Raw genomic sequence first — 23,345 nt, 5'->3', positions numbered from 1 at the left:
GCGAGGGCCCGCACGAACCCGACGGCACAAACGAACGAGCACACACACGGTCCGACGGCATGAACGACCGGGACACACAGGGTCCGACGGCATGAACGACCGGGACACACAGCCGGGAAACGCCGAACCGGCGGCCCTGACGTCGGGGGGTTGTGCGTCAGGGCCGCCGGGGTCCGGTGCGCCGCGTGACGGCGCGCGGGTTCAGATCGTGAGGCCCTTACCGCGCAGCCAGGCCATCGGGTCGATGCCCGTGCCGTCAGCGGTGTGGATCTCCAGGTGCAGGTGCGCGCCGGTCACATTGCCCGTCGCCCCGACGCGGCCGATGGTCTGGCCGGTGGTGACCTTCTGACCCGCGGTCACGTCCATCGAGGACTGGTGGCAGTACCAGACCTCGGTGCCGTCCTCCAGCTCCAGGACCGTGCGGTAGCCGTACGAACCGGAGTAGCCGGCGGACTTCACCGTGCCGCTGTGGACCGCCTTGACCGGCGTACCGGTCGGGGCCGCGAAGTCCAGCCCGGTGTGGTAGCCGGAGGACCACATCGAACCGGCCTGACCGAAGCTCGAGCTGATGTAGTACGAGGAGGTCGGGACGGCGTAGCTGGCGGCGAGCTTGGCGAGGCGCTCGGCCTCCGCCTTCTTCTTCGCCGCCTCTTCCGCCGCCTTCTTCTTCGCGGCGGCCTCGGCCTCGGCCACGGTCTGCTGCTTCGCCGCCTGGGCCGCGGCTGCCTCGGCTGCCGCCGTCTCCTCGGCGGCCCTGGCCTCGGCATCGGCTCCGGCCTGCTGCTGCTCGGCCTGCTGGAGGATGCGGGCGCGCAGCGCCTCGCCGGCGTCGGTGGTTCCCTGCTCGGCCTCGGCTGCCGTGATGCCGGCGGAGGTGAGGGGGGAGGAGGCGACCGTCTGCTGGTCCGCGTCGGAGTCGCCGGACATGAACGCGCCCACGCCGGGAAGGGACTTGGCGTCGGGGAGATTGTCCGCGATGGAATCGGGAAGGGAGATGGAGACCGGCGGCTTGCTCTGCGCGGTGGCCATGCCACCCGCTCCGACGGCCGCGATGACGCCGACGCCGAGGACGGTGGAGCTACGGGCGAGACCGCGCTGCTTGGCTACACGGTGCCGACCGCGTACGGGACGGATGGACTCCTCGGTGGGGTTCCATTCCTCCCAAGTCCTGTCCTCGGTACCGAGGCTGTCGGTCCTGAAGGGTGACGGGGCCTCGGGGGCAGGCTGATTCGACGCCACGTGGGCGCACTCCTTTCCTTCCTTCTCGCCTACCGGGTTAGCTGACGGGTTCGGAGCAGGAAGGTCTCCTACGGGCCCCTTCGTCTCTCACGAGACACAGGTGCCCGATTCACCCCATGTAGGTGGTTCCCCGGTTCCCTTGCGGAATTCGGCGCTGCGCACGGTGCCGCCTCTTGCGACGACAGGTACAACCGCGCTGCGTTATCGAACGTTAATAGACACCCGGGTCCGATTCCAAGCTGTTCCGGCAGATCGTTCACGGCCTTGGCCTGGACTTTCAGGGGTCAAACGGGCTCAAACGGGCGAGTTGAGCGGCCCACGACACGCTGTCAGTTTCTGATGGTGTGTCAAATGTTATCGGAGAGGTGCCCCGCGATTACGGACGGTCGCTGTCCGTCATTCACTGTCCCGCCCCACGATCTTCACGGTCGTCCGCCGCTCCGGCTGACCCCGGGACGGCCTGCCGACCGCGAGCAGCGCCAGGTCGTCCGTCGACCGGCCCCCGGTGTGCAGACGCACGTCGTCGGTGAGTGCGGACAGCAGCTCCTCCGGCCCCGGAAAGATCCGGCCACGCAGCCGTGCCTCCGGGTCGTAGAACACACCGTGCGCGTCCCGCGCCTCCGACAGGCCGTCCGTGAACGCGAGGAACGTCGCCCCCGCCGGCAGCGGCCACTCGTCCGCACGGTCCGGCCAGGCACCCAGCCCCATGCCCAGCGGCAGGGCCGGCACGGTCGGCGCCAGCGCGTCGACCGCCCCGTCCGGTTGCAGGACCAGCGGCTCGGGGTGCCCGCGGTTGACGACTCGCAGGGTCTCCGAGCCGGCCGGGATCTCGGCGAGCACGGCGGTGACGAAGCCCTCCACGGAGTCGAACCCGCCGCGCCGTGAGCCCTCCCGCGCCAGCGCCCGCTCCAGCCGCTGGACCACCCCCTCGATCGAACGCTCCTGCTCGGCGGCCTCCCGGAACGCCCCGATCACGACGGCGACCGCCGCCACCGCGTCCAGTCCCTTGCCCCGTACGTCCCCGAGCACCAGCCGCACCCCGTAGGGCGTGTCCGTCACGGCGAACAGATCACCGCCGACGAACTCGTCGGCCTGGGCCGGCTCGTAGCGCGCCGCGACCTGCAACCCGCCGATCCGTGACTCGGGCGTGGGGAGCACGGCGCGCATCGCGGTCTCCGCGATGACCCGGGCCGAGGCCAGCTGCTCGTTCCCACGCCGCACGACGCCGTTGATGACGAGAGCGAGTACGGACACCGTCAGCAGGGTGAGCAGGTCGGTGAGCGGTACGACCTTGAAGAGCAGGCCGTCCGAGATCCGGATGGCGAGTACGACGAGGACCGCGGCCACCGCGGTGCGCACGGTCGAGGCCAGCGAGAAGAACGGGGCGGCGATCAGCGGGGCCGCCGCGAAGAGCGGTACGGCGGACACCTCGGTCGGCGTCAACAGGTCGAAGACCACGCCGACACCGATCATCAGGGCGGGCAGCGCGCGCACGAAGCGCCGGGCACGGGCGTTCCCGGCAGCGCTCGTTCGCCGTCCGTCCCGCTTCCCCACCTGTGTGCTCCTGCCCGGTCCGTCCACGGCTGCGGACGGTACCGCGCCCCACCCAGGCTCGCCGGAGCCGCGCCGAACCGCGACCCGTCATCGGCCGAAGGGAGGAGCGCGCCGGGGCCCGCCCCCGGAGGTCAGCCGGTGAGCCGGTGCCGCGCGTAGATCGTCAGTGCATCCCGTACGAAGACGGCTGTTCCGTCCCCGTACCGATCGTAGTTCCTCGCGAAGCGCGGATCGGCGACGTACATCTCGGCGATGCCGGTTACATACGAACGGGTGGGTTCCATGGTCACCGCGAGCCACTCGCAGTGCCGGCGCGCGATGTCCTGCGCCTCGTCGCAGCCCGCGTCGAGACCGGCCGCCCTGGCCTCGCCGTAGTCCCGGGCGATCCACTCGTGCTCCTCCTGGAAACGCGCGCGCCCGTCCGGGCCCAGTCCTTTCCACCACCGGTCGCCGCGCTGGTACGCCTCGCGGCCCCAGCGCTCGGTGACCTCCTGTTCGTACACCGTGTGATCGAAGCCGTCGAACACTTCCTCGGCCATGAGCCCTTCCCCTTCCTCGGTCCTGTGGAGAGTGGTCCGCACCGAGGCGATCTGCCGCCCGATGCGCTCCCGCTCCTGCTCCAGCAGCCGCAGATGGGACCGCAGCGCCGCCGAGGTGTCCCGTTGCCCCTCCAGTACGTCCTTGATCGCGGGCAGCGAGAGTCCCAGCTCCCGCAGCAGCAGGATGCGCTGGAGCCTGACCAGGGCCTCCTGGTCGTAATAGCGGTAGCCGTTGGCGCCCGTACGGCTCGGCGTCAGGAGGCCGAGGTCCCCGTAGTGCCGGAGCGTCCGGCTCGTGGTGCCGGCCTGCCGGGCGATTTCCTGGATGGACCACTCCATGCGGGAAACGGTAGATCTTTACGTAACGTCAAGGTCAAGCGCGCGGCGCGGGCACACGACAGAGGCCCGCAGCGCGGACGGCGCGGGCACACGACAGAGGCCCGGATCCTTGGAAGGATCCGGGCCTCTGTCTTCAGTAGCGGGGACAGGATTTGAACCTGCGACCTCTGGGTTATGAGCCCAGCGAGCTACCGAGCTGCTCCACCCCGCGTCGTTGTGGTTGTAACTCTACGCCATCCGGGACGCGGTCCTGACCACTCCCGCCCGCGCCGCCCCCGGAGGCGAGGCCCCTCGTCACCGGCCCGTCGCGCCAACAGAGGGTGCGCCGGGCGCAGTTGGCAGGCATAGTGCCGTGCCCAAGGGGGTTCTCACGCCCCCCGAACTCGCTTCCCGCCTGTCTGGAGGGCCTCCTGCCATGTCCACATCGCACAGACCTGCCCGAATCCCCGGTTCCGCGCCGTCACCCGTACGTGCCTCTCTCGTCAACGGGCTGATCGGCGCCGCGTTCGGCGCGGTGATCAGCGCCGCCGTCAACTACCTGCTCGTCGGTGTGCCCGGCAGCGCCTCGGTCAACGCGCTCAACCACGGGATATCGGGCCTGCTCAGCGGGTTCGCGGCGGGCTTCATCGGGCTCATGGTGCATCTGCGCAAGGACACGAGGGTGCCGGAGGCGTCCGAGGCGGTGCCGGGAGAGAGCGCGACCGCCCCACCGCAGGCGTGATCCCGCGCCGTGCCCCGGCTGCCGGCCGGGGCACGGCGTCCCGCGATTGCGGGCCCTCGGCCACGGCGGGACGCTGGAGGGACAGCCCTTCGGTGTTCGGTCCCGTCTGCGCGGCATCCTGAGGTGCCGGCGTCGGCCCAGCAGCCTCACCCGATGCAGGGAGCCCAGAGGAGGCCGGGCGCACGCGCGCTAGGAGACGACCATGGACGGCACCACCCTCGAGACGATGAGAAGCCGGCTGCGCGGCCCCGTCATCGGTCCGGACGACCAGGAGTACGGCCAGGCCCGCACGGTCTACAACGCCATGATCGACAAGAAGCCCGGCGCGGTGGTCAAGTGCCACGACACGGCGGACGTCATGGCGGCTGTCGATTTCGTCCGCGAGAACGGCCTGACCGTCGCCGTACGCGGCGGTGGGCACAGCGGACCGGGCCTCTGCCTCGCCGACGACGCCGTCACGCTCGACCTGTCGCCCATGCGTGGCGTACGCGTCGACCCCGCCACCCAGACCGCCCAGGCCGACGGCGGCGCGCAGCTCGGCGATCTCGACCACGCCGCCCACGCCTTCGGCCTCGCCACCCCGGCGGGCATCATGTCCACGACCGGTGTCGGCGGACTCACCCTCGGCGGTGGCCACGGCTACCTGACCCGCAAGTACGGCCTCACGGCGGACAATCTGGTCTCCGCCGACGTGGTCCTGGCCGACGGCACCTTCGTCCCGGCGAACGCGAGCGAGCACGCGGACCTCTTCTGGGCGCTGCGCGGCGGGGGCGGCAACTTCGGCATCGTCACCTCGTTCGACTTCGAGCTGCATCCCGTGGACACCGTGGGCGTGGGGATCACTCTGTGGCCGCTGGACCGCTTCCACGACGTGATGCGCTGGTACCGCGAGTTCCTGCCGCAGGCCCCGGACGACCTGTACGGCTTCTTCGCGTCGCTGACCGTCCCGCCCGGACCGCCCTTCCCCGAGGAGATCCACGGGCAGAAGATGTGCGGCGTCGTCTGGTCCTCGACCGCGGACCCGGACGCACTGGAGGAGACCCTCGCCGTGGTGGCGGAACCGGGGGCCCCTGCCTTCCACTTCACCTCACCGATGCCCTACCCGGCCCTGCAGACCATGTTCGACGAGCTGCTCCCGACCGGGCTCCAGTGGTACTGGCGCGGCGACTTCTTCGACGACATCACCGACGCGGCCGTCGACGTGCACGCCACCTTCGCCGAGAACCTCCCCACCGGGCTGTCGACCATGCACCTGTACCCCGTCGACGGCGCTGCGGGCCGCGTCGGGCCCGACGAGACCGCCTGGGCCTACCGTGACGCGCGCTGGTCCGGCGTCATCGCGGGCATCGACCCCGACCCGGCCAACGCCCCCGCGCTGCGGGACTGGGCCGTCGCCTACTGGGAGGCGCTCCACCCGCACTCCATGGGCGGCTCCTACGTGAACTTCATCGGCGCGGGCGAGTCCCAGGACCGGGTGAAGGCCACCTACCGCGGCCATTACGACCGTCTCTCCGAGGTCAAGCGGGTCTACGATCCGCACAACCTCTTCCACGCAAACCAGAACATCGAGCCCGCACCGCCACACTGACCCTGACGCCGGGCTCGCAATTCCGGGGGAAAGCCGTGCCGGGAGGGTTACAGTCTGCATGCACCGCATGAACCGGACGCCCCCGGAGCGGCGCGGCACCGGTAGCGGCACCTCGTTCGCCGTACCGGTCGGGACCAGTCCGGTTGTTTCTCCCAGCGGCACGGTCACAGGGCTCTCACCGCACACCTACGTACAGGACACCGAGATGACCGACATGCCCGTCCGCACGACCCAGCGGCACCCCGACGGCGCGACCGCCACTGCCGAGACGGGCGCGTCGGCGCCGCTGCCCTCGCCGCAGTACGCGGGGCTGTTCATCGAACCCGACCTGCCGCCGGTCACCGACGAAGCGGAATGACCGGACGGCCGCGACCGGTCCAGTGACCGGCCCGGCCGTACGGTCGTTGGGAGACCATGCGCATCCGTATCGGCGTGCTGGTCCTCGCAGTGGTCCTGCTGATCGCCGCGTTCCTCTCGAACATCCCGACCCGGGCCGAGACCGAGGCGGCCTGCCGGCGGGCCCTCGACAACACGTCGACGTGGACCGACCGGCCGGACGTCTGCCTGGACGTGTCCGAGGAGACCTACCGGACGTTCCTCCTGATGTACGACCTGCGGGAGGAGGGCCTGGACTGAAGGCCGGTCCGCGCTCAGACATGCACGCGTTCCGCGAGGAAGTCCTCCCAGGTCCGGCTGCCCGTGCCGGCGCCGTCGAGCGACAGGTTCTCGCACGCCCGGTAGGCCCGCCCTGCCTCCCGGGCATCCTGACCGGCATCACGGGACGGCGCTTGCCGCGCGCCTTCAGGTGACCCCGGATCAGGTCGGACAGCTCGTACACCGTCGGCCCGGTCAGGCCGGCGACCCGGCCCCGCGGGGCCCCCGGGGCCCGTTCGACCAGCCGGGGCGGCCACGTCGTGCGGGGCGACCGGCTGGAGCCGCATGCCGGGGGCGGGGACCACGGGCCCCCGGAGGCCGGGAGATTTCTCAGCCCTGCTGTTCCTTCCACTCCGCCTGGGCCGCGTCGAGGTCCTCGGCGAAGGTGTTCAGGAACTCCTCGGCGCTCGTCTTGCCGAGCAGCACCTTCTGGAAGCCCGATTCGCTGTCGGCCTTGGACAGGGTGTTCCAGTCGGGCAGGTAGTACGGGAGCTGGACGATCTTGGTGTCGCCGGAGAACAGTGCCTCGGCACCGAGCTTGGTGGTCTCGGCCTTGTCGAGCCAGGGGTCCTCCGCAGCCTCCTTGTTGGCGGGGATGAGGCCCGCGGACTCGCTGAACTTCGAGTTCGAGGCGTGCGACGCGGCGAACTCGATGAACTTCCAGGCCGCCGCCTTGTTCTCGGACGACTTGAGCAGACCGAGGCCGGAGACCGGGTTGGAGACCATCACCCGGGTGCCGTCGGCGAGTTCCGGCTGCGGGATGCCACGGAACTTGTCCACGCCCAGCGAGCTCACATGGTCCTGGTAGGAGCCCAGGTTGTGGTTGAGCATGGCGATGCTGCCGGAGTCGAACTGGGCGACCATCTTGGTGAAGTCGTTGTTCAGGTCGGCTTCCGGGGTGACCTTCTTGTACAGCCCGACGTACTTCTCCAGGGCCGCGACGTTCTTCGGGTCGTTCACCGTGGTCTTCGTCCCGGAGGCGTCCCAGAAGGATTCGATGCCGGACTGCCCGTACATCGCGTCGAGCGCCTGGGCGATGGAGCCCGGGCCGCCCCGGATGGTGTAGCCGAACTGGTTCTTCTTCCTGTCCGTCAGCTTCGCCGCCGCCGCGTAGAACTCGTCCCAGGTGTCCGGCTCGTCGAGCCCGGCCTTCTCGAACAGGTCGGTGCGGTAGTACAGGACGCCGTTGGTGGCGGAGATCGGCACCGTGTACACCTCGTCCCGGCCGGCCGCGCTCCGCACGTTCTCGATCATCGCGTCGTTGAGCTTGCCCTTGAGTGAGCTGCCCTCGATCCGGTCGTCCAGCGGCTCCAGCGCGTCCTGCGCGGTGATCCCGGCGACCATGGCGGCGCCCACCCCGCCGACGTCCGGCAGCCCGCCGCCCTGGATGGCGGTGTCGTACTTGGACTGCGCCTCGGTGGAGGCGATGCCCACGTACTGCACGTCGATGTCCGGGTTGGCCTTCTCGAAGTCGGCGATGATCTCCTTCCAGATCGCCGTGCGGACCCCGCCGTTCTCGTCCCAGAAGACGATCTTCCCGGTGCCCGAGCCCTCGGCGCCCTTGGCGCCTGCCGTGCCGCTGCCGTCGTCACCGCAGGCGGTCGCGGTGAGGGCAAGGGCGGAGACCAGGGATACGGCGGCGGCGAGGCGGCGGCTGCGTGGCTTGTTCATGGTCGGCTCTCTCTCTGGGTGCTCACCGGCGGGGCGCGGGACGGCAGGGCGCCGCGGGGTGAAGCCGTGCGGGGGTGTGTTCTTCGGGGCCTAAAGGGGGCGCGAACGGGGGGCGGGGGCCGGCGCTCCCTCCCCTGCGGGGCGGGATGCGGGCCGGTCCGCAGGGCGGGACTGCGGCAGGCGCTCCTCAGCGTCTTCCGCGGCGCCGGGGACGGCTGGGAAGAGGGCGCGGTGCTGACTGCATACGGCTCTCGGCTCTCATATCGCGTCTCATATATGACATACGAAGGACAACGCGAAGAACGTAAGTCGGCCCACACCCACGGTCAATGCCCGTGCACGAGAAAGTTCCGGGAGGCGGGGACGCGACAGCGCCCCGACCGGCGAACCGATCGGGGCGCTGCGGGTACCGCGGGTGCTGTGGGCGCTGCGGGTGCTGTGAGTACTGCGGGTGCTGCGGGCGCTGCGGGTACTGCGGGCACCGCCGGTACTGCGGGCACCGCCGGTACTGCCGGTACCGCAGGTGCCGCAGGTACCGCAGGTGCCGCAGGTACCGCAGGTGCTGCCGGCCTTCCGTCAGGCCTCGACGGAGACCTTGCCGGCCGTTGCCGGACCCGTCTTGTCGCCGTCACCCGCGGGGCGCAGGAGCCCCGGGATGAACGAGGCGACCGCGGCGGCCACGAGGGCCACCCCGCAGCCGATCATCAGGCCGACGCGGAAGCCGTCCTCGGAGGCCAGCGAGAAGCCGCCGAGGCTGATGGTCATCTGGGCCAGCACGACACCGATGACGGCCGAGCCGATGGTGGTACCCAGCGACCGCATCAAGGTGTTGAAGCCGTTGGCTGCCGCCGTCTCCGAGAGCGGGACCGAGCTCATGATCAGCGCGGGCATCGCGCCGTAGGCGAGGCCGACGCCACTGTTGATGACGATGCCGACGATCATCAGGCCCCAGGCGGAGCCCATCAGGAACAGCGAGAGCCCGTAGCCGAGGGAGATCACCAGGGCACCGAGCACGAGGGCGATCTTCGGGCCGCGCGCGTTGATCAGCTTCCCGCCGAGCGGTGAGACGATCATCATCATCACGCCACCGGGGGCCATCCAGAGGCCCGCGGCGAGCATCGACTGGCCCAGGCCGTATCCCGTGGCCTCGGGGAACTGCAGCAGTTGCGGGGCGATCAGCATGAAGGAGTACATGCCGACGCCGACGAGGATCGACGACACGTTGGTCAGCAGCACCCGCGGGCGGGCAGTGGTGCGCAGGTCGACCAGCGGGTCACGGGTGCGCAGCTCGTAGAAGCCCCAGAGGCCGAGGGACACGACCGCGACGGCGAAGAGGCCGAGCGTCGTGCCCGAACCCCAGCCCCAGTCGGCACCCTTGGAGATGGCCAGCAGGAGCGAGACCAGGCCGATCGCGAGACCGACCGCTCCGGGCGCGTCGAAGCGCTGCCCCTTGGCACCGGCCGGGACGTCGGGGACGAAGACGAAGACGAGCACGGCGATCATGAGTGCGAGCACCGCGGATCCCCAGAACAGCACGCGCCAGCTGGTGTATTCGGCGACGGCGGCGGAGATCGGCAGGCCGAGGGCGCCGCCGATCCCCATGGAGGCGCTGACGAGGGCGATCGAACTGCTGAGCTTCTCCGCGGGCACCACGTCACGCAGCAGCGCGATCCCCAGCGGCACCATGCCCATGCCCATGCCCTGGAGCCCGCGCCCGACGATCATCGGCACCACGGAGGAGGCCAGCGCACACACCACGGACCCGACGACCAGCGGGACCGAGCAGGCCAGCAGCATGCGGCGCTTGCCGAGGAGGTCGCCGAGCCGGCCGGTGACCGGCACGCACACGCCGGCGACCAGCAGGGTGACCGTGACCACCCAGGCCGCGTTCGAGGACGACGTGTCCAGGATCCGCGGCAGCTCCGCGATCAGCGGGGTCACCAGCGTCTGCATCACGGCCGCGACGGTGCCGGCGAGCGCCAGCGTCGTGATCACACCGCCTGCGCGGGCTGCGGGCTGGGGTGTGTCCATATCTCGGTCCTCGGCTATCCGGTCGGTTCGATGGGAAGATTGGTATCGTACACACCTATTGCATCATGCATGTCGTGTGGCTTATGCAAGCCTTGGTAAACATACGATGAAGCTGGCACGCACGACGGCACGACGACACACCGGCCCGCCCGGCAGGAAGCAGGAGGTGCCCACGATGAAGAGGGCAACGCATGAGGTCGAGTACGAGCAGATGCTGCTCAGCCGACACGGCCTGCTGACCCACAGAAAGGGGCGCCGCAAGGACGGCCTCCTGGAGCGCAGCGCGTATGTCCTGCTCAGCCGGATCCGCGTGCAGGGCCCCATGTCCGTCGGCGAGCTCAGCGAGGCCTTCGACCTCGATGTCTCCACCCTCAACCGGCAGACCGCCGCGGTCATGCGCGCCGGCTTCGTGGAGCGCATCCCCGACCCGGACGGGGGCATGGCCCGCAAGTTCCGCATCACGGAGGAGGGCGCGAGGACCCTCGACGCGGAACGCGAGGGCATGGTCAGCTCCCTGGAGCGCGTCATGGCCGACTGGGCCGACGAGGACATCTCCGCCTTCGCCGGCTACCTGCGGCGCTTCAACTCCGACATCGAGCGCATCGGCGGCCGCCCCTGGCCGCGCCCCTGAGCCGGCGGCGGTTCCTCACGGGGCCCGGCGGGCGAAGGACGCGAGACGGTCGGCGAGCGCGGCGACCAGGCCGCGCAGTTCGTCGGGACGCTCGATGACGAAGGGCCGGTCGAGCGCGGCCAGCACCGGGGGCAGCCAGTCGAGCCGCTCCGCCCTGATGCCGACACGCCACCAGCGTCCGGGCGTCGGGTCGTCCCGGGCCGCGGGCCCCTGTTCCTCCTCCAGGACCGCGACGGCGGCGGGCAGCCGGGCGCGGATCTGCTCGGCCGTTCCATGGATCCGCAGGGCCACCTCGTACCGGTACTCGGCCGTGGCGAACCCCGACAGCACGCGCGCGGCCGGATCGGTACCCGTGGGCACCTCGAACGATCCCGGGAGGGCCCGTGCGCCGGTGATGCGGTCGAGCCGGAAGGTCCGGTCCTCGCCGGTCCCGGGGTCCCTGCCGGTGACGTACCACCGGCCCGCGTGGGCGACGATCCCGTAGGCGTGCAGCGTGCGTTCGCCGCGCCGGCCGTCGCCGCCGGTGTATCTCATCGAGACCGGCCGGCCGTGACGCACCGCGTCGGCGATCGTGAGCAGGACCCCGGCGTCAGGAACGCTGAGCTCACCGGGCCCGTCCGTGAAGGCGAGGGACTCGAGCAGCGTGTCGAGCCGGCCCGCGAGGTGCCTGGGCAGCACGCGCCGGATCTTGGCCGAGGCCGTCCCGCTCGCCGTGTGTCCCGCGACCGGCCCCGCCCGACGCCCGGCCACCAGGCCGAGCAGCACCGCCAGCGCCTCGTCGTCGCTCAGCATCAGGGGCGGCAGGCGGTAGCCGGCGCCGAGCCTGTACCCGCCGTACCGGCCCCGCACCGATTCCACCGGCACATCGAGGTCGATCAACTGGTCCACGTACCGCCGCACGGTACGCCCGTCGACGCCGAGCCGGCCGGCGAGCTCGGCAACCGTGCGGGTGCCGCCCGACTGCAGCAACTCCAGGAGGGTCAGCACACGTCCGGCGGGTCGGGTCATGGGCACAGCCTAGAAGCGATACAGGGCGGAAACTGTCCACTATCTCCCCTAGCCTCCGACGTGCACGACACCGGCACGACCAGGGAGAACCTCATGAACCTCGTCTCGATCCGCATCATCACCAGTGACGTCGCACGCCTCGTCACGTTCTACGAGCGGGTCACGGACGTGCGGGCGGAGTGGGCCAGCGACGACTTCGCCGAACTCAGGACACCCACCGCCACCCTCGCGATCGCGAGCACCCGCACCGTCCCCCTGTTCGCCCCCGGCTCCGCGAGCCCGGCGGAGAACCGCAGCGTGATCACCGAGTTCCTCGTCGACGACGTGGACCGTGTGCACCAGAACCTGAGCGGCTTCGTCACCGACCTCGTGACCGGGCCCACCACGATGCCCTGGGGCAACCGTTCGCTGCTGTTCCGGGACCCGGACGGCAACCTCGTCAACTTCTTCACCCCCGTCACCCCAGCGGCTGTCGAGAAGTTCGCACGCTGACATCGAGCGCAGCCGAGATCCGGCCGGCCGCGCCGTCCGGGGGAAACAGTGGTCACAGCCGCGCGACGCCGGGCGAGGCCTGCTGCACGTCTGCGCCTGAGCTGACGCGCCGCTGCGTCTCCTGGGGGCCGTGCCAGTCCAGGCACATCACCGTGGCGTCGTCCTCGAGCCGGCCGCCGGCGGCCTGCCGGACCGCGGACGCCATCGTCAGAACGGTCTCCCGGGGGTGCAGGTTGCGGGTTCGCCGCAGCAGGGCCGGGAGGTCGATGTCCTCCTCGTGGTGTTCCAGCATGCCGTCGGTGAGCATGAGGATGCGGTCACCGGGGCGAAGGTCGATGTCCTGGACCCTGTAGTGCTGGGAGGCGACCACCGACAGCCCGAAGGGCTGGTCCACCTCGCAGGGGATCTCCTCGACCGCCCCCTCGCGTATACGCAGCGGCCAGGGGTGGCCGGCGTTGACCAGCTGGGCCTGCCCGGTGTGGAGATCGATGCGCAACAGCTGACCGGTGGCATGGCCCCGCCCGTAGTCCGCCAGCGCCCGGTCGGCCCGGCGGGCCTGCTCGGCCAGGCCGGTTCCCGCGCGGCGGGCACCACGCAGGGCGCCCACCAGAACAGTGGCGGCGAGAGCTGCCGCGAGGTCGTGCCCCATGGGATCGGTCACCGACAGGTGCAGGACGTCGCGCTCGACGGCGTAGTCGAAGGTGTCTCCGCTGAGGTCTGCTGAAGGCTCCAGATTTCCGCACAGCGTGAACTGCGCGCCTTCGCACGACAGCGACTGGGGCAGCAACTGGTACTGGATCTCCGCCGCAAGGGTGGGGGGCTTCGTGCGTTTGCCCCATGTGTAGAGGTCGGTGAAACGCCCGTTGGCGATCACGACGTAGGCCAGGACGTGGGCGGCTTCACCGACTGCGTGCAGGACGTTCTCGTCGGGACGGGTCGGCAGAATTATTTCCAGGAGACCGATGGCGTCTCCTCTGTTGGTGACCGGAGTGATCACCCTGTGTCCTTCACCGGTTGCTTCCTGATACAACCGCTGGGCGCGGATCACCTGCCCGTAGACGCTGCCGCGCATGGGGATGTGCTCCGCCTCATGACCGACCGTCGTGGCAGCGGTGGTGGTGGTGAGCCGCGCCACCGCCCTGCCGGTCAGGTCCACGATCAGGAACGAGACCTGTGTAGCCCCGAACCGGCGCCGCAGGTTCTCCGCGAACACGTCGACGGCCTCCACCGGTGCCGCCTTTTCCGCCGCTGTCAGCAACTGGGGAAGTCGGCTCTGCCTGGATGCCATGGCCACGGCCCTTCCTCGGGTAGGCAAGACGCAGGCAGCCGGAGCAGGCGCCTCGGGGGCCGCTGATCGATGGGGATCGTCGACGGGACGACACGGGCACGTGCCGACAAGGAGGCAGCAGGCAACCGACATGGACCGACCCGCCTCACACGGCGCGATCGGCAACGGACGGGCGGGAGCACCCGGCCCGAGGTCTCGCTCGGGCACCCGCCGGTCGGCGGACCCACTTCTCATTGTGCGCGGGATGTGCGGGTACGCCACAGGGAGACGCCGGCTGAACGGCGAAGGTGATCCGAGCGGCGTCGCGAGCCCGGCAGCACCCCCCCCTGAGCACCGTCCTCGGAGCCGAGTCGGCCGTCACTGTACGAACATGGGTATGAGTACTCATGCCGCAGCCGCGCCCCGACGGCATGGTGGGTCATACACCGAGCAACACGGCTTCCTCACATCGGAGTCAGAGATGACCGCCCCGTCGCGCACCCTGCCCCAGTCCCTTCGCCGCTACCTGACGAACCCCGTCGCCCTCGGCTACCTGGCCGTCGTGGCCGCCGTCGGCGTATGGGTCGGACTGGACACGCTCCTCGTCGAGCAGGCGGACAGCAGCTTCGCCGGGGTCTGGCTGTTCGCCGTGACCGCCCCGACCTCGCTGCTGTTCTCGGCCCTTCCCGGTGTACTGCCGTTCGCCGGTGTCGCCGTCGGGGCCGTTGTCCACGCCCTGGCCCTCGGTGCCGCGTACCGCTGGGCTCTCGGCCGGACCTCACGGCGCACCGCCGCCGCCGGCGCCTGAGCACGCATCATCGACGGACACGACCCCCGCGCGGACGGAACCTGAGGCTATGACGAAGTGCAAGAAGTGCGGCACGCGGAAGCGCCGTTGGCCCCGCTCCTGTTCCCGGTGCCGTTCCACGTCGTCGGATCGGGCGGAAACGGCCGTGGAGGGCGCGGAACTGGCTGCGGAACTGGGGCTGCTCGGCTGGATCGGGCGAGGCGTCATGACCATGGTGCGACTGGCACTGCGCGCGATCGGCTGACCGGAACCACTCACGGCGGCGCCGGGGGCACGGGCGGCCGGCGCCGGAGGCACCCGCTCACGATCCCGTCCGGGTACGACTGAGCGCCCCCGACCGGCCGAAGCCGGTCGGGGGCGCTCAGTAGCAGGTCGGAGGGTTTCCCCTCCCCCGCTGTCGGTAGGCCGTGTGGGACTCGAACCCACAACCAACGGATTAAAAGTCCGCTGCTCTGACCAATTGAGCTAACGGCCCCGGATCGATCACCCCCCGAGCATAGCCGCCCCGGGCCCGGCAGCCGATCGGGTATCGGTGCCGGGCCCTGTCGTGGCCGGAGACGGGGCCGGTCAGTCCGTGGATTCGTCCGCGATCGTGCGCTTGTGATCGGCCGCGGACGGCTTGAGGAACCAGTGGCGGGCCGAGACCAGCCACCAGACGGCGGCGAAGCCGAGGACCACCAGGACGGCCAGGGGTGCGTAGTTGAAGCTCTCCCAGGTGACCGGGGACACCTGGGGCAGCATGAACAGCACCGTGATCACCGCGACCCAGGACACCGCGACGATCCCGATGGGCCGGGACCAGCGGCCCAGGTGCCAGGGGCCCCGGACGAAGTCGTCGCCGCGCAGGAGGCGGAGCAGGGTCGGGATGACGTAGGCGATGTAGAGGCCGATGACCGCGATGGAGGTCACCGCCGCGTACGCCGTGACGTTGATCAGATACGGGAGGCCGAGGGCCAGGGCGCCGAGTGCGGCCAGCCAGACCGCGGCGACGGGGGTGCGGGTGCGGGGGCTGACCGTGTGCCAGACGCGGGAGAAGGGCAGCGCCCCGTCGCGCGAGAAGGCGTAGATCATGCGGCTGTTGGCGGTCACGGAGGCCATGCCGCAGAAGAGCTGGGCGCCGATCACAACGAGCAGCAGGAGTTTGCCGCTCGTGGCGCCGAGCGCGTCCAGGAGGATCTGGGCGGGCGGGGCGCCGGTCGGGGAGTTCAGGGCGCCCTCGTACGACTGGATGGCGAAGGTGAAGCCCAGCAGGAGCACGAACCCGGCGATCCAGGACGTCCAGATGGACTGCACGATGCCGCGCGGGCCCGCCACGGCCGCGTCGTGGGTCTCCTCGGTCATATGGGCGGAGGCGTCGTAGCCGGTGAAGGTGTACTGCGCCATCAGCAGGCCGATCATCACGACGTAGAACCCGCTGCCCCAACCGGTGTTGTTCACGAACTCGGTGAAGACGTACGACGCCGACTGGTGCGAGTCCGGTACGAAGGTCAGCGCGCCCACGATGACGGCGACCCCGACCACGTGCCACCACACGCTGACGTTGTTGAGGACGGCGACGATGCCGACGCCGAAGGTGTTCAGCAGGCCGTGCAGGACCAGGATCGCCGCGAAGAGCAGGATCGTGCGGCCGGGTGTCACCTCGAAGCCGAACTGGAGGTTCAGATAGGCCCCGAGGAAGGAGGCCGCCCCGAAGTCGATGCCCGCGGTGACGGCGACCTGGCCGAGCACGTTGAACCAGCCGGCGAACCAGGCCCACGCCGCGGCCGAGCGCCGCGGGGCCAGCCGGTGCGCCCAGAAGTACAGACCGGCGGACGTGGGATACGCCGAACAGATCTCGGCCATGGCCAGGCCGACGAACAGCGTCATCAGCCCGACGCCGACCCAGCCCCAGGTGATGACGGCAGGACCGCCCGTGTTCATCCCGAACAGGTACAGGGTCAGGCAGCCGGAGAGCACCGAGATGATCGTGAACGAGACGGCGTAGTTGGAGAAGGCGGACATCCGGCGCGCGAGCACCTGGGTGTAGCCGAGTTCGGCAAGCCGCTCCTCGTCGGACGGGGGAGCGGGTTCGCCCGCGGGAGCGTCGGGTGGTGGCACCGCCACGGCGGCTTCGTCGTTTGTCATGCCCCCAGCGATGCCCTCGCCGGAGGCATCACATGCGCCCCGCCCTCCACCCGTTACCCCGCCGGAGCGCCCGCGAGAGGCCCTGTGGGGCCCACCGGGAACCCGGCGAGGGCCCCGCGGGAGGTCCCCACCAGGAACCCGCGGGAGGCCCACCGGGAACCCCGCGGGAGACCCCGCTCGTGCGCCTAGAACAGCGCGGGGTACTTCTGCCAGCCCGGCCCCATCCTGGACCGTGCGGCGAACGTGCCCGTGCCCGTGCCGTTGTAGCGCCAGAGCACCCCGGCCTTGTCGCGTGCGAGCAGGTCGTTCTTCCCGTCGCCCGTGATGTCACCGACCGCGGCGAGCGCGTTGTACTGCTGCCAGCCCGTGCCGATCCGCACCTTGGCCGCGAGCCTGCCCTTGCCCGTCCCGGCGTAGCGCCACAGGACCCCTGCGCCGTCGCGGACCAGCAGGTCCCCTGCGCCGTCGCCCGTGAGGTCTCCCGCGCCCACGACCGTGAGCCCCTTCCAGCCGGTGCCGATCTGCGTGCGGGCCTTCAGCCTGCCCTTGCCGTCGCCCGGGTACAGGAAGAGGTAGCCGGTGGACTGCTGGCGCGCGAGCAGGTCCGCGACCCCGTCACCGTTGATGTCCCCCGGCGCGAACATGTCGTACGCCTTCCAGCCGGTGCCGATCTTCACGTACTCCGTGGGGAAGCCGTGGCCCTCGCCGCAGGTGCCGTCCAGCCGGAGCAGCGTGCCGTCGTTCTTCGCGGCCAGGTAGTCGTTGCACCCGTCCCCGGTGAGGTCTCCGGTCGGCAGGATCCGCTTCGCGGCCGTGTCCTCCTGACCCCACCAGCCGGTGAGCGGCCCGACCGTGCCGGGCAGCTTCCCCGGGCGCTGCCCGACCGAGCCCTCGTCCACGGCGACGAACAGGTCCCCGAGCCCGTCCCGGCCGAAGTCACGCCAGGCGGCGGCACCCCGGATCAGGGCGACCTCCCCGCTCCGGACGAGTGCCGCGCCGTGGCCGTCGGCCGGCTGCACGGTCAGCTTCCAGCCGTAAGGGCCGTTGACGGCGAGTGTGCCGCCGTCGGTGCGTGCGTCCCAGTCCGCGTAGAGCTGTCCCCGCACCTCGCCTCCCGTGACCGTGCGGACCACCTTCTTCGTCCGCAGGTCCGTGAAGACGGCCTTCCAGGAGGCGGCGGGCTTGGAGAGGGTGGCCTGGTACGTCCAGTGCTGGTCGGCCCAGGACTCCGCGCCGGCCGACAGGGGCTGGGTCGGCACCCCGGTGGGCACGACGTGCACCTGCTGGCCGGCGTCCGCGTAGGCGAGGTGCCCGCCGTACTTGTCCACCGTCCAGTCCACCCGGCGTTGCGGGCTCGCGGTCGCGGGCAGGTCCGCCACCACACGGCTCACCGAGGATCCCGTCGCCGCCGAGGACACCAGGTCGGTCAGCACCAGCTTCCCGGCGGCCTTGTCGTGGCGTACGAGGTATCCGTCCCCCAGCAGCGCCTCGCCGACGGGCACGGTCTGCGACTTCCCCGTCGTACGGTCGAGCACCCCGGCCCGGCCGGAACCGGCGCACGACCAGTACAGCCAGCGGCCCAGCGCCTGGAGTTCGTCCGGCACGCAGTCCGTGCCGAGGGACACCGTCGCCGTGGTCCTGCGCGCGGCCAGGTCGTACGAGGTGACCGTGCCCGGCGTGGTCCCGGCGCTCCAGAGTGTGCCGGCCCACACGGCGGAGGCCACGGGAGCCCGGGTCAGTACCTTCTCCCGGTCGGAGCCCCGGTAGACGATCTGCTGCCCGGAAGCGGCGTGCGTGTAGACGGTCCAGGAGCCGTCGGTGTCCGTGATCGTGCCTCCGGACAGGCCGGTGCGGACGGAACCCCAGCCGGATACGCGTATCTCGTCCCCGCCTCCGGACGGCTGCCGGTTGAGGACCACGGGGGCTCCCCAGGGTGTGCCGTGGATCGCGTGGCAGTCCGGGTCCTCCGGACCGCAGTCGGTCGAGAAGGAGATGAACGAGTCGGACGCGGGCCCGTAGGACGGGGTCCCCTGGACCGCCAGCTCCCTCTCCGTCCCCTCACGGACCGAGCCGCGGCTGGACGCGACGGTCAGCTTGCCCGACGACAGCCCAATCCCCTCCAGGTCCACGGGCAGGGCGGCCAGGTCGACCACGCGGGTGAGCTGCGGCACGCCGTCCGGCCCCTCCACGACGCGGTACGCCCCCCAGGTCCTGTCCGAGGCGTAACCGGTGGCTCCGCCGACGACCACGGCGGAACCGTCCTGGGCCGCCGCGATGTCCGTCCTGGCCGTCCCGAGCAGCCGGAGGGCGGGGCCGCCGTCGAGCGGGGTGGCCATGAGGGCGCTCCCGCCCTTGTTGTGCAGCAGCCAGTCGCCGACGACGGCGAGGTGGTACCCGTTGCGCTCGGTGGGCGCAGGTGCCGTCAGCACCCTCGGGGTGGCCCCCAGGTCCGACCGGGGGACCACGCTGATCGTCGAGTCGGCGCCGTAGGAGTACCAGACCACGTGCCGGGGCGTCAGGAGGTATCCGGGCGCGGCTCCCCGGATGTGGGCCGAACTCGCGGACATCTGGCCGGTCTCCACGTCGACCAGCGCCATCCGGCCGACGCCTTCGTGGACGTAGCGCAGCAGGATGCCGTTCTCGTCACCCGCCGCGGCGGCCTGCGACAGCCAGTACTTGGCGCCCTCGGGAAGCCCTCCGACCGTACGGTCCCGGGTCGTCCCGTCCTCCCGTACGTCGAGGAGGTGTGCCTCGGGCGCCCCCGTGCTGGTCGTCCCGCCGGACTCCACGGTCACCAGCTTCACGGCGACGACCGTGTGCCCGTACACACCGGAGAAGGTGAGCCCCTCGGGGATGGTCACGAACGTCGTGGTGCCCGCCACCATGTCGCGCAGCTCGACCTCGTTCGCCCGCAGATAGGCGATCGTGTCGGTCCCGGTCCCGTACATCCGGGTGACGGTGCCGCTGCCCGTCGGCGCCGCGGAGAGGTGGGCGCCGTCGGAGAAACGCGTCCAGCGGTAGGCGGACGAGCCGGGTACACGGCTGAAGACACCCTGCTCACCCACGGCGTCCGCCTCCCGGGCGCCGCCCGTGGAGACGAGAGTGAAGGGCTGTACGGAACTGCTCAGCGCGGCGGGCACGACCACGGGGTCGGCCGCCGCGGCGGTCGCGGCCGGTGCGGCGGCGGGAGCGGCCTGCGGCGCGGCGACGGCCGAGGGCGCGAGTCCCGCGGTGACGGACAGCACGAGCGACGCGGCGACGACGCCGGATCTGAGGGCACGGTTGGCCACTCGGGTTCCTCCCCTGGCTGATGAGTACACAGGCATGGAGGACCGGCGAACGGCTGTCATCGAAGAACGGCTGTCATCGGAACTGGACCGCTGTCGGGCGCACTTGGCCGCCCGTACCTGCCCCCCGGCACGTACCCCCCACGCGAGTGGACGGATCCTAACAGCCCGCGCACAGGAACGGAGATGCGTTTCGAACCCGTTCGAGGCAGCGGGCCTCCACGACCCGGCAGGCCCTCACAACGGCAGCGGGGCCCGTACAGCACCTGAGAGTGCTGTACGGGCCCCGCGTCAGTCGGTCAGCGACGGTCAGCCGTTGCGCTTCCAGCGCGGCTTGTCGTCACGGCGGCCGAAGGTGCCGGTACCGGTACCCGTGCCGGTGCCACCACGGTGGTCGTCACGGCGGCCGTGCGGACGGTCGCCGCCACCGGAGCGGAAGCCGCCCGAGGGGCGGTCGTCACGACGGTCGCGGTTGAAGGGGCGGTCGCTGCCACCGGAGCGGAAACCACCGGAGGGGCGGTCGTCACGACGGTCGCGGTTGAACGCCGGGCGGTCGTTGTCACGACGCTCGAAGGAACGGCCACCACGGTCGTCACGACGGTCACCCCCACCGGAGCGGAACCCACCCGAGGGGCGGTCGTCACGACGGTCGCGGTTGAACGCCGGGCGGTCGTTGTCACGACGCTCGAAGGAACGGCCACCACGGTCGTCACGACGGTCGTCACGGCGGTCGCCGCCGGAGCGGAAGCCGCCGGAGGGACGGTCGTTGCTCCCACGGAAGGACGGCCGGTCGTTGCTGCCGCGGTAGCCGGTGCCACCGGACGGACGGCCACTGCGCTCGCCGACACGGTCGTTGCCACCGCGGTAGCCCCCGCGGTCGTCGCGGCGGTCGTCACGGCGGTTGAAGTTGCCCCGGTCGTCGCGACGGTCGTCGCGCGCGGCCGGCTGCTCGGGGACGGACGCGGCTGCGACGAGCGCGGCCTCGGCCTCGGCGGCGACCTCGGCCACCGCCGCCTCCGGGTCCTCGCCCCGCTCGCGGGCGGCACGGGCGACCAGGCGGTCGGCCTCCTCGCGCAGCTCGACGGCGCGACGCTGCACGCGCTCCAGCTGCTTGGTGAGGTCGGCGGCCTCGCGCTCGGCCTGCTTGGCCGCGTTGTTCGCGGAGTCGGCCTGCACCTCGGTCAGCGAACGGGCACCCGTGATCTCGGCGACCTCGGGCTCGAAGACGCCCGCGCCCTGCACGATGTGGCGCGAGGCGTCGACGCCCGCGTCCTCCATGAGGCGGAAGATCTGACGACGCTGGTGCGGGAGCGCCAGCGAGACGACGACACCGGACTTACCGGCGCGGGCGGTGCGGCCCGAGCGGTGCAGGTAGTCCTTGTGGTCGCCGGCCGGGTCCACGTTCAGCACGAGGTCGATGCCGTCGACGTGGATGCCGCGGGCGGCGACGTCGGTGGCGACCAGGGCGTTGACGTAGCCCTTCTTGAAGTCTTCCAGGACGCGGGTACGGGCACCCTGCGTCATGCCGCCGTGCAGCGCGTCGGCCTTCACGCCGGACTCGATGAGCTGCTCGGCGATGCGGTCGGCGCCCAGCTGGGTGCGGACGAAGATGATCGTGCGGCCCTTGCGGGCGGCGATCGCGGCCGTGACCGGCGCCTTGTCCTTCGGCTTCACGACGAGGACGTGGTGCGACATGGTCGAGACGTTGCCCTGGGCGCTGTCGACCTCGTGGGTGACCGGGTTGCTCAGGTAGCGCTTGACGAGCGTGCCGATCTCGTTCTCCATCGTGGCGGAGAAGAGCATGCGCTGGCCGCCACCGGGGATCTGGTCGAGCAGCTCGGTGACCTCGGGCAGGAAGCCCAGGTCCGACATCTGGTCGGCCTCGTCGAGGACCGCGACCTGGACGTTCTCCAGGGAGCAGGCGCCACGGTTGATGATGTCGCGCAGCCGGCCCGGGGTGGCGACGAGGACGTCGACACCGCGCTCCAGCGCGTAGATCTGGTTGCCCATGGACGTACCGCCGCAGACGACCTTCATCTTCAGGCCGAGCACGTCGCCGTAGGGCTGCAGCGCGTCCGCGACCTGCATCGCGAGCTCACGGGTCGGCGTGAGGATGATCGCGCGGGGCTTCTTCTTCTCGGTGTGACCGCCGGCCAGCGCGGCCAGGGTCGGCAGGCCGAAGGAGAGCGTCTTGCCGGAGCCGGTGCGGCCACGGCCCAGGATGTCCTTGCCGGCCAGGGCGTCCGGGATGGTCGCGGCCTGGATCGGGAAGGGCGCCGTCACGCCGTTCTGGGCGAGCTTGCGGACGATGCCCTCGGGCAGACCGAGGTCGGCGAAGGTGATGCCGGGCTCGGCGTCCTTCACGTCCTCGGCGACCGCGTCCTCGATCACGTCGGCGACGGTGACGGTGGCCTCGGCGGAGGCGGGGGCCTGGGCGACGACGGCCTCGGCGGCCTCGACAGCCACGTTGTTCTCGACGTCGTTCTCGACGTTCTCGGGCATGACGGTGCGGTCAGAACTGGAAATTGACATGCGAAATGCGAAACCTTCCGGAGTCTCGGCACGCGCCCGTAACTCCGTGTTTTCGCAATTTCGACCGCCTCAATGCGGTCCAGCCACGGCAAGGGAGAGTACGCGCCACACGGCGCTCTTCTGTGTCGGCGCCGGGCAATGGGATCAAACGATCTACTACCATACGCACCCTCCCCCACTTTGCGCAAACCGGGTCGGCCGAGACCGCCCTCACACCGGCGCGACCTGCGGCGATGCCCTCGGGGTGGGCCACACCTCCACCCGCCCCGGCGCGCCCATGGCGTCCGTACGGAACTGCGCGGCCGGCGAAGCCGAGGGCTGCTCCGGCGGCACCGAGGGCTCGGGTTCGGGCGAGGGCGGCGGCGGCTCCGGGCTGGCCTCCGGGGGCGGAGGCTCGCCGGGGCCCGGGGCGCTGGGTTCCGGGGTCGGGAGATGGCCGCCCGGCGTCGGCTCCGGGGTGCCCGGACCCACGGGCTGCGGACGGGCCGTGCCGGAGCCGGCCGACGGCGCGGCTCCCGAGGCCTTGGAGCCGGGGCCGCGGGACGCGCCCCGGTCGGACTGCGCCTCGGCACCCCGGCTGCCGGAGCCGCCGGAACGGCCGGTGCCGGACACCGTCTCGCCGCCGGGGCGTTCGGCCGAGACCCCCTTCTCACCCGCCGGGCGGGAGGGAGCCGGCTTCCCGGCGTCGCCGCCGACGCTCATACAGCCTGTGGACGCGGCGATCGTCAGGGCGGTGACGGCTGCCCAGCGGACGCGTACGGACAACTGGCGCACGGGGTGCACCTCCGGGACGGAGAGGGACGGCGGGAGGGGGAGCGATGTGTTCAACTCCCGCGCCCCCGCCGGGGACACGCCCGGAC

General features: G+C 71.2%; 18 protein-coding genes, 2 tRNA genes and 1 riboswitch. Of the genes, 7 read left to right on the top strand and 13 right to left on the bottom strand.

Going from position 1 to position 23,345, the window contains the following annotated elements; translation table 11 throughout:
- Positions 1 to 201: 201 nt before the first annotated feature.
- The 4 genes from ACFYQ6_RS20630 to ACFYQ6_RS20615 form a co-directional block, all read right to left on the bottom strand.
- Positions 202 to 1,239: a M23 family metallopeptidase gene (locus ACFYQ6_RS20630; RefSeq protein ID WP_388764167.1), complete on the bottom strand. Its 1,038-nt coding sequence runs from the start codon at positions 1,237 to 1,239 to the stop codon at positions 202 to 204.
- Between the two features lie 11 nt (positions 1,240 to 1,250).
- Positions 1,251 to 1,403: riboswitch (cyclic di-AMP (ydaO/yuaA leader) on the bottom strand.
- A 232-nt stretch (positions 1,404 to 1,635) separates the two neighbouring features.
- Positions 1,636 to 2,793 (bottom strand): PP2C family protein-serine/threonine phosphatase, encoded by a 1,158-nt coding sequence (locus ACFYQ6_RS20625; protein WP_388764165.1) that lies wholly within the window; start codon positions 2,791 to 2,793, stop codon positions 1,636 to 1,638.
- Between the two features lie 131 nt (positions 2,794 to 2,924).
- Positions 2,925 to 3,671: a MerR family transcriptional regulator gene (locus ACFYQ6_RS20620; protein WP_388764163.1), complete on the bottom strand. Its 747-nt coding sequence runs from the start codon at positions 3,669 to 3,671 to the stop codon at positions 2,925 to 2,927.
- A 137-nt stretch (positions 3,672 to 3,808) separates the two neighbouring features.
- A tRNA-Met gene (locus ACFYQ6_RS20615) sits at positions 3,809 to 3,882 on the bottom strand.
- A gap of 204 nt (positions 3,883 to 4,086) precedes the next feature.
- Between ACFYQ6_RS20615 and ACFYQ6_RS20610 the strand changes: the two genes are divergently transcribed.
- From ACFYQ6_RS20610 to ACFYQ6_RS20595, 4 genes are all read left to right on the top strand, one after another.
- Positions 4,087 to 4,392 carry a hypothetical protein gene (locus tag ACFYQ6_RS20610; RefSeq protein WP_388764161.1) on the top strand — a complete coding sequence of 102 codons (306 nt, stop codon included), beginning with the start codon at positions 4,087 to 4,089 and terminating at the stop codon, positions 4,390 to 4,392.
- 202 nt (positions 4,393 to 4,594) lie between these two features.
- Positions 4,595 to 5,980, top strand: coding sequence for an FAD-binding oxidoreductase (locus ACFYQ6_RS20605; protein WP_388764159.1), 1,386 nt, complete (start codon positions 4,595 to 4,597; stop codon positions 5,978 to 5,980).
- 67 nt (positions 5,981 to 6,047) lie between these two features.
- Entirely contained in the window at positions 6,048 to 6,338 is a 291-nt protein-coding gene (locus tag ACFYQ6_RS20600) for a hypothetical protein (protein WP_388764157.1), read from the top strand.
- A 56-nt stretch (positions 6,339 to 6,394) separates the two neighbouring features.
- Entirely contained in the window at positions 6,395 to 6,616 is a 222-nt protein-coding gene (locus ACFYQ6_RS20595; protein WP_361579249.1) for a hypothetical protein, read from the top strand.
- A gap of 348 nt (positions 6,617 to 6,964) precedes the next feature.
- Here ACFYQ6_RS20595 and ACFYQ6_RS20590 read toward each other — a convergent pair whose 3' ends face one another.
- Positions 6,965 to 8,305: an ABC transporter substrate-binding protein gene (locus tag ACFYQ6_RS20590; RefSeq protein WP_388764155.1), complete on the bottom strand. Its 1,341-nt coding sequence runs from the start codon at positions 8,303 to 8,305 to the stop codon at positions 6,965 to 6,967.
- Between the two features lie 576 nt (positions 8,306 to 8,881).
- Positions 8,882 to 10,336 (bottom strand): MFS transporter, encoded by a 1,455-nt coding sequence (locus tag ACFYQ6_RS20585; RefSeq protein ID WP_388764153.1) that lies wholly within the window; start codon positions 10,334 to 10,336, stop codon positions 8,882 to 8,884.
- 175 nt (positions 10,337 to 10,511) lie between these two features.
- On the opposite strand from ACFYQ6_RS20585, the gene ACFYQ6_RS20580 reads away from it, so the two are divergent.
- Positions 10,512 to 10,967 carry a MarR family winged helix-turn-helix transcriptional regulator gene (locus ACFYQ6_RS20580; protein WP_014155014.1) on the top strand — a complete coding sequence of 152 codons (456 nt, stop codon included), beginning with the start codon at positions 10,512 to 10,514 and terminating at the stop codon, positions 10,965 to 10,967.
- A 15-nt stretch (positions 10,968 to 10,982) separates the two neighbouring features.
- Here ACFYQ6_RS20580 and ACFYQ6_RS20575 read toward each other — a convergent pair whose 3' ends face one another.
- Positions 10,983 to 11,975, bottom strand: a complete 993-nt coding sequence (locus ACFYQ6_RS20575) for a helix-turn-helix transcriptional regulator (protein WP_388764152.1) — start codon at positions 11,973 to 11,975, stop codon at positions 10,983 to 10,985.
- 93 nt (positions 11,976 to 12,068) lie between these two features.
- Between ACFYQ6_RS20575 and ACFYQ6_RS20570 the strand changes: the two genes are divergently transcribed.
- Positions 12,069 to 12,467, top strand: coding sequence for a VOC family protein (locus tag ACFYQ6_RS20570; protein WP_388764195.1), 399 nt, complete (start codon positions 12,069 to 12,071; stop codon positions 12,465 to 12,467).
- A gap of 52 nt (positions 12,468 to 12,519) precedes the next feature.
- Here the strand turns inward: ACFYQ6_RS20570 and ACFYQ6_RS20565 are convergent, their stop codons facing one another.
- The gene (locus ACFYQ6_RS20565; RefSeq protein ID WP_388764150.1) at positions 12,520 to 13,755 is read right to left on the bottom strand and encodes a PP2C family protein-serine/threonine phosphatase; all 1,236 of its coding nucleotides are present in this window, start codon (positions 13,753 to 13,755) and stop codon (positions 12,520 to 12,522) included.
- Positions 13,756 to 14,215: 460 nt separating this feature from the next.
- On the opposite strand from ACFYQ6_RS20565, the gene ACFYQ6_RS20560 reads away from it, so the two are divergent.
- Entirely contained in the window at positions 14,216 to 14,542 is a 327-nt protein-coding gene (locus ACFYQ6_RS20560) for an SCO4225 family membrane protein (protein WP_388764148.1), read from the top strand.
- 401 nt (positions 14,543 to 14,943) lie between these two features.
- Here the strand turns inward: ACFYQ6_RS20560 and ACFYQ6_RS20555 are convergent.
- The 5 genes from ACFYQ6_RS20555 to ACFYQ6_RS20535 form a co-directional block, all read right to left on the bottom strand.
- Positions 14,944 to 15,017, bottom strand: a tRNA-Lys gene (locus ACFYQ6_RS20555).
- 92 nt (positions 15,018 to 15,109) lie between these two features.
- Positions 15,110 to 16,666, bottom strand: coding sequence for an amino acid permease (locus ACFYQ6_RS20550; protein ID WP_388764146.1), 1,557 nt, complete (start codon positions 16,664 to 16,666; stop codon positions 15,110 to 15,112).
- A 185-nt stretch (positions 16,667 to 16,851) separates the two neighbouring features.
- The gene (locus tag ACFYQ6_RS20545; protein ID WP_388764144.1) at positions 16,852 to 19,956 is read right to left on the bottom strand and encodes an FG-GAP-like repeat-containing protein; all 3,105 of its coding nucleotides are present in this window, start codon (positions 19,954 to 19,956) and stop codon (positions 16,852 to 16,854) included.
- A 306-nt stretch (positions 19,957 to 20,262) separates the two neighbouring features.
- Positions 20,263 to 22,485 carry a DEAD/DEAH box helicase gene (locus ACFYQ6_RS20540; RefSeq protein ID WP_388764142.1) on the bottom strand — a complete coding sequence of 741 codons (2,223 nt, stop codon included), beginning with the start codon at positions 22,483 to 22,485 and terminating at the stop codon, positions 20,263 to 20,265.
- A 210-nt stretch (positions 22,486 to 22,695) separates the two neighbouring features.
- A complete protein-coding gene (locus tag ACFYQ6_RS20535; RefSeq protein ID WP_361579292.1) occupies positions 22,696 to 23,259 on the bottom strand; it encodes a hypothetical protein in 564 nt (187 codons plus the stop codon).
- Between the last annotated feature and the right edge of the window lie 86 nt (positions 23,260 to 23,345).

Origin of the sequence: Streptomyces sp. NPDC005494 (assembly GCF_042872025.1) — a bacterium.
Classification (GTDB): domain Bacteria; phylum Actinomycetota; class Actinomycetes; order Streptomycetales; family Streptomycetaceae; genus Streptomyces.
This window is presented reverse-complemented; position numbering and strand designations above follow the sequence as displayed.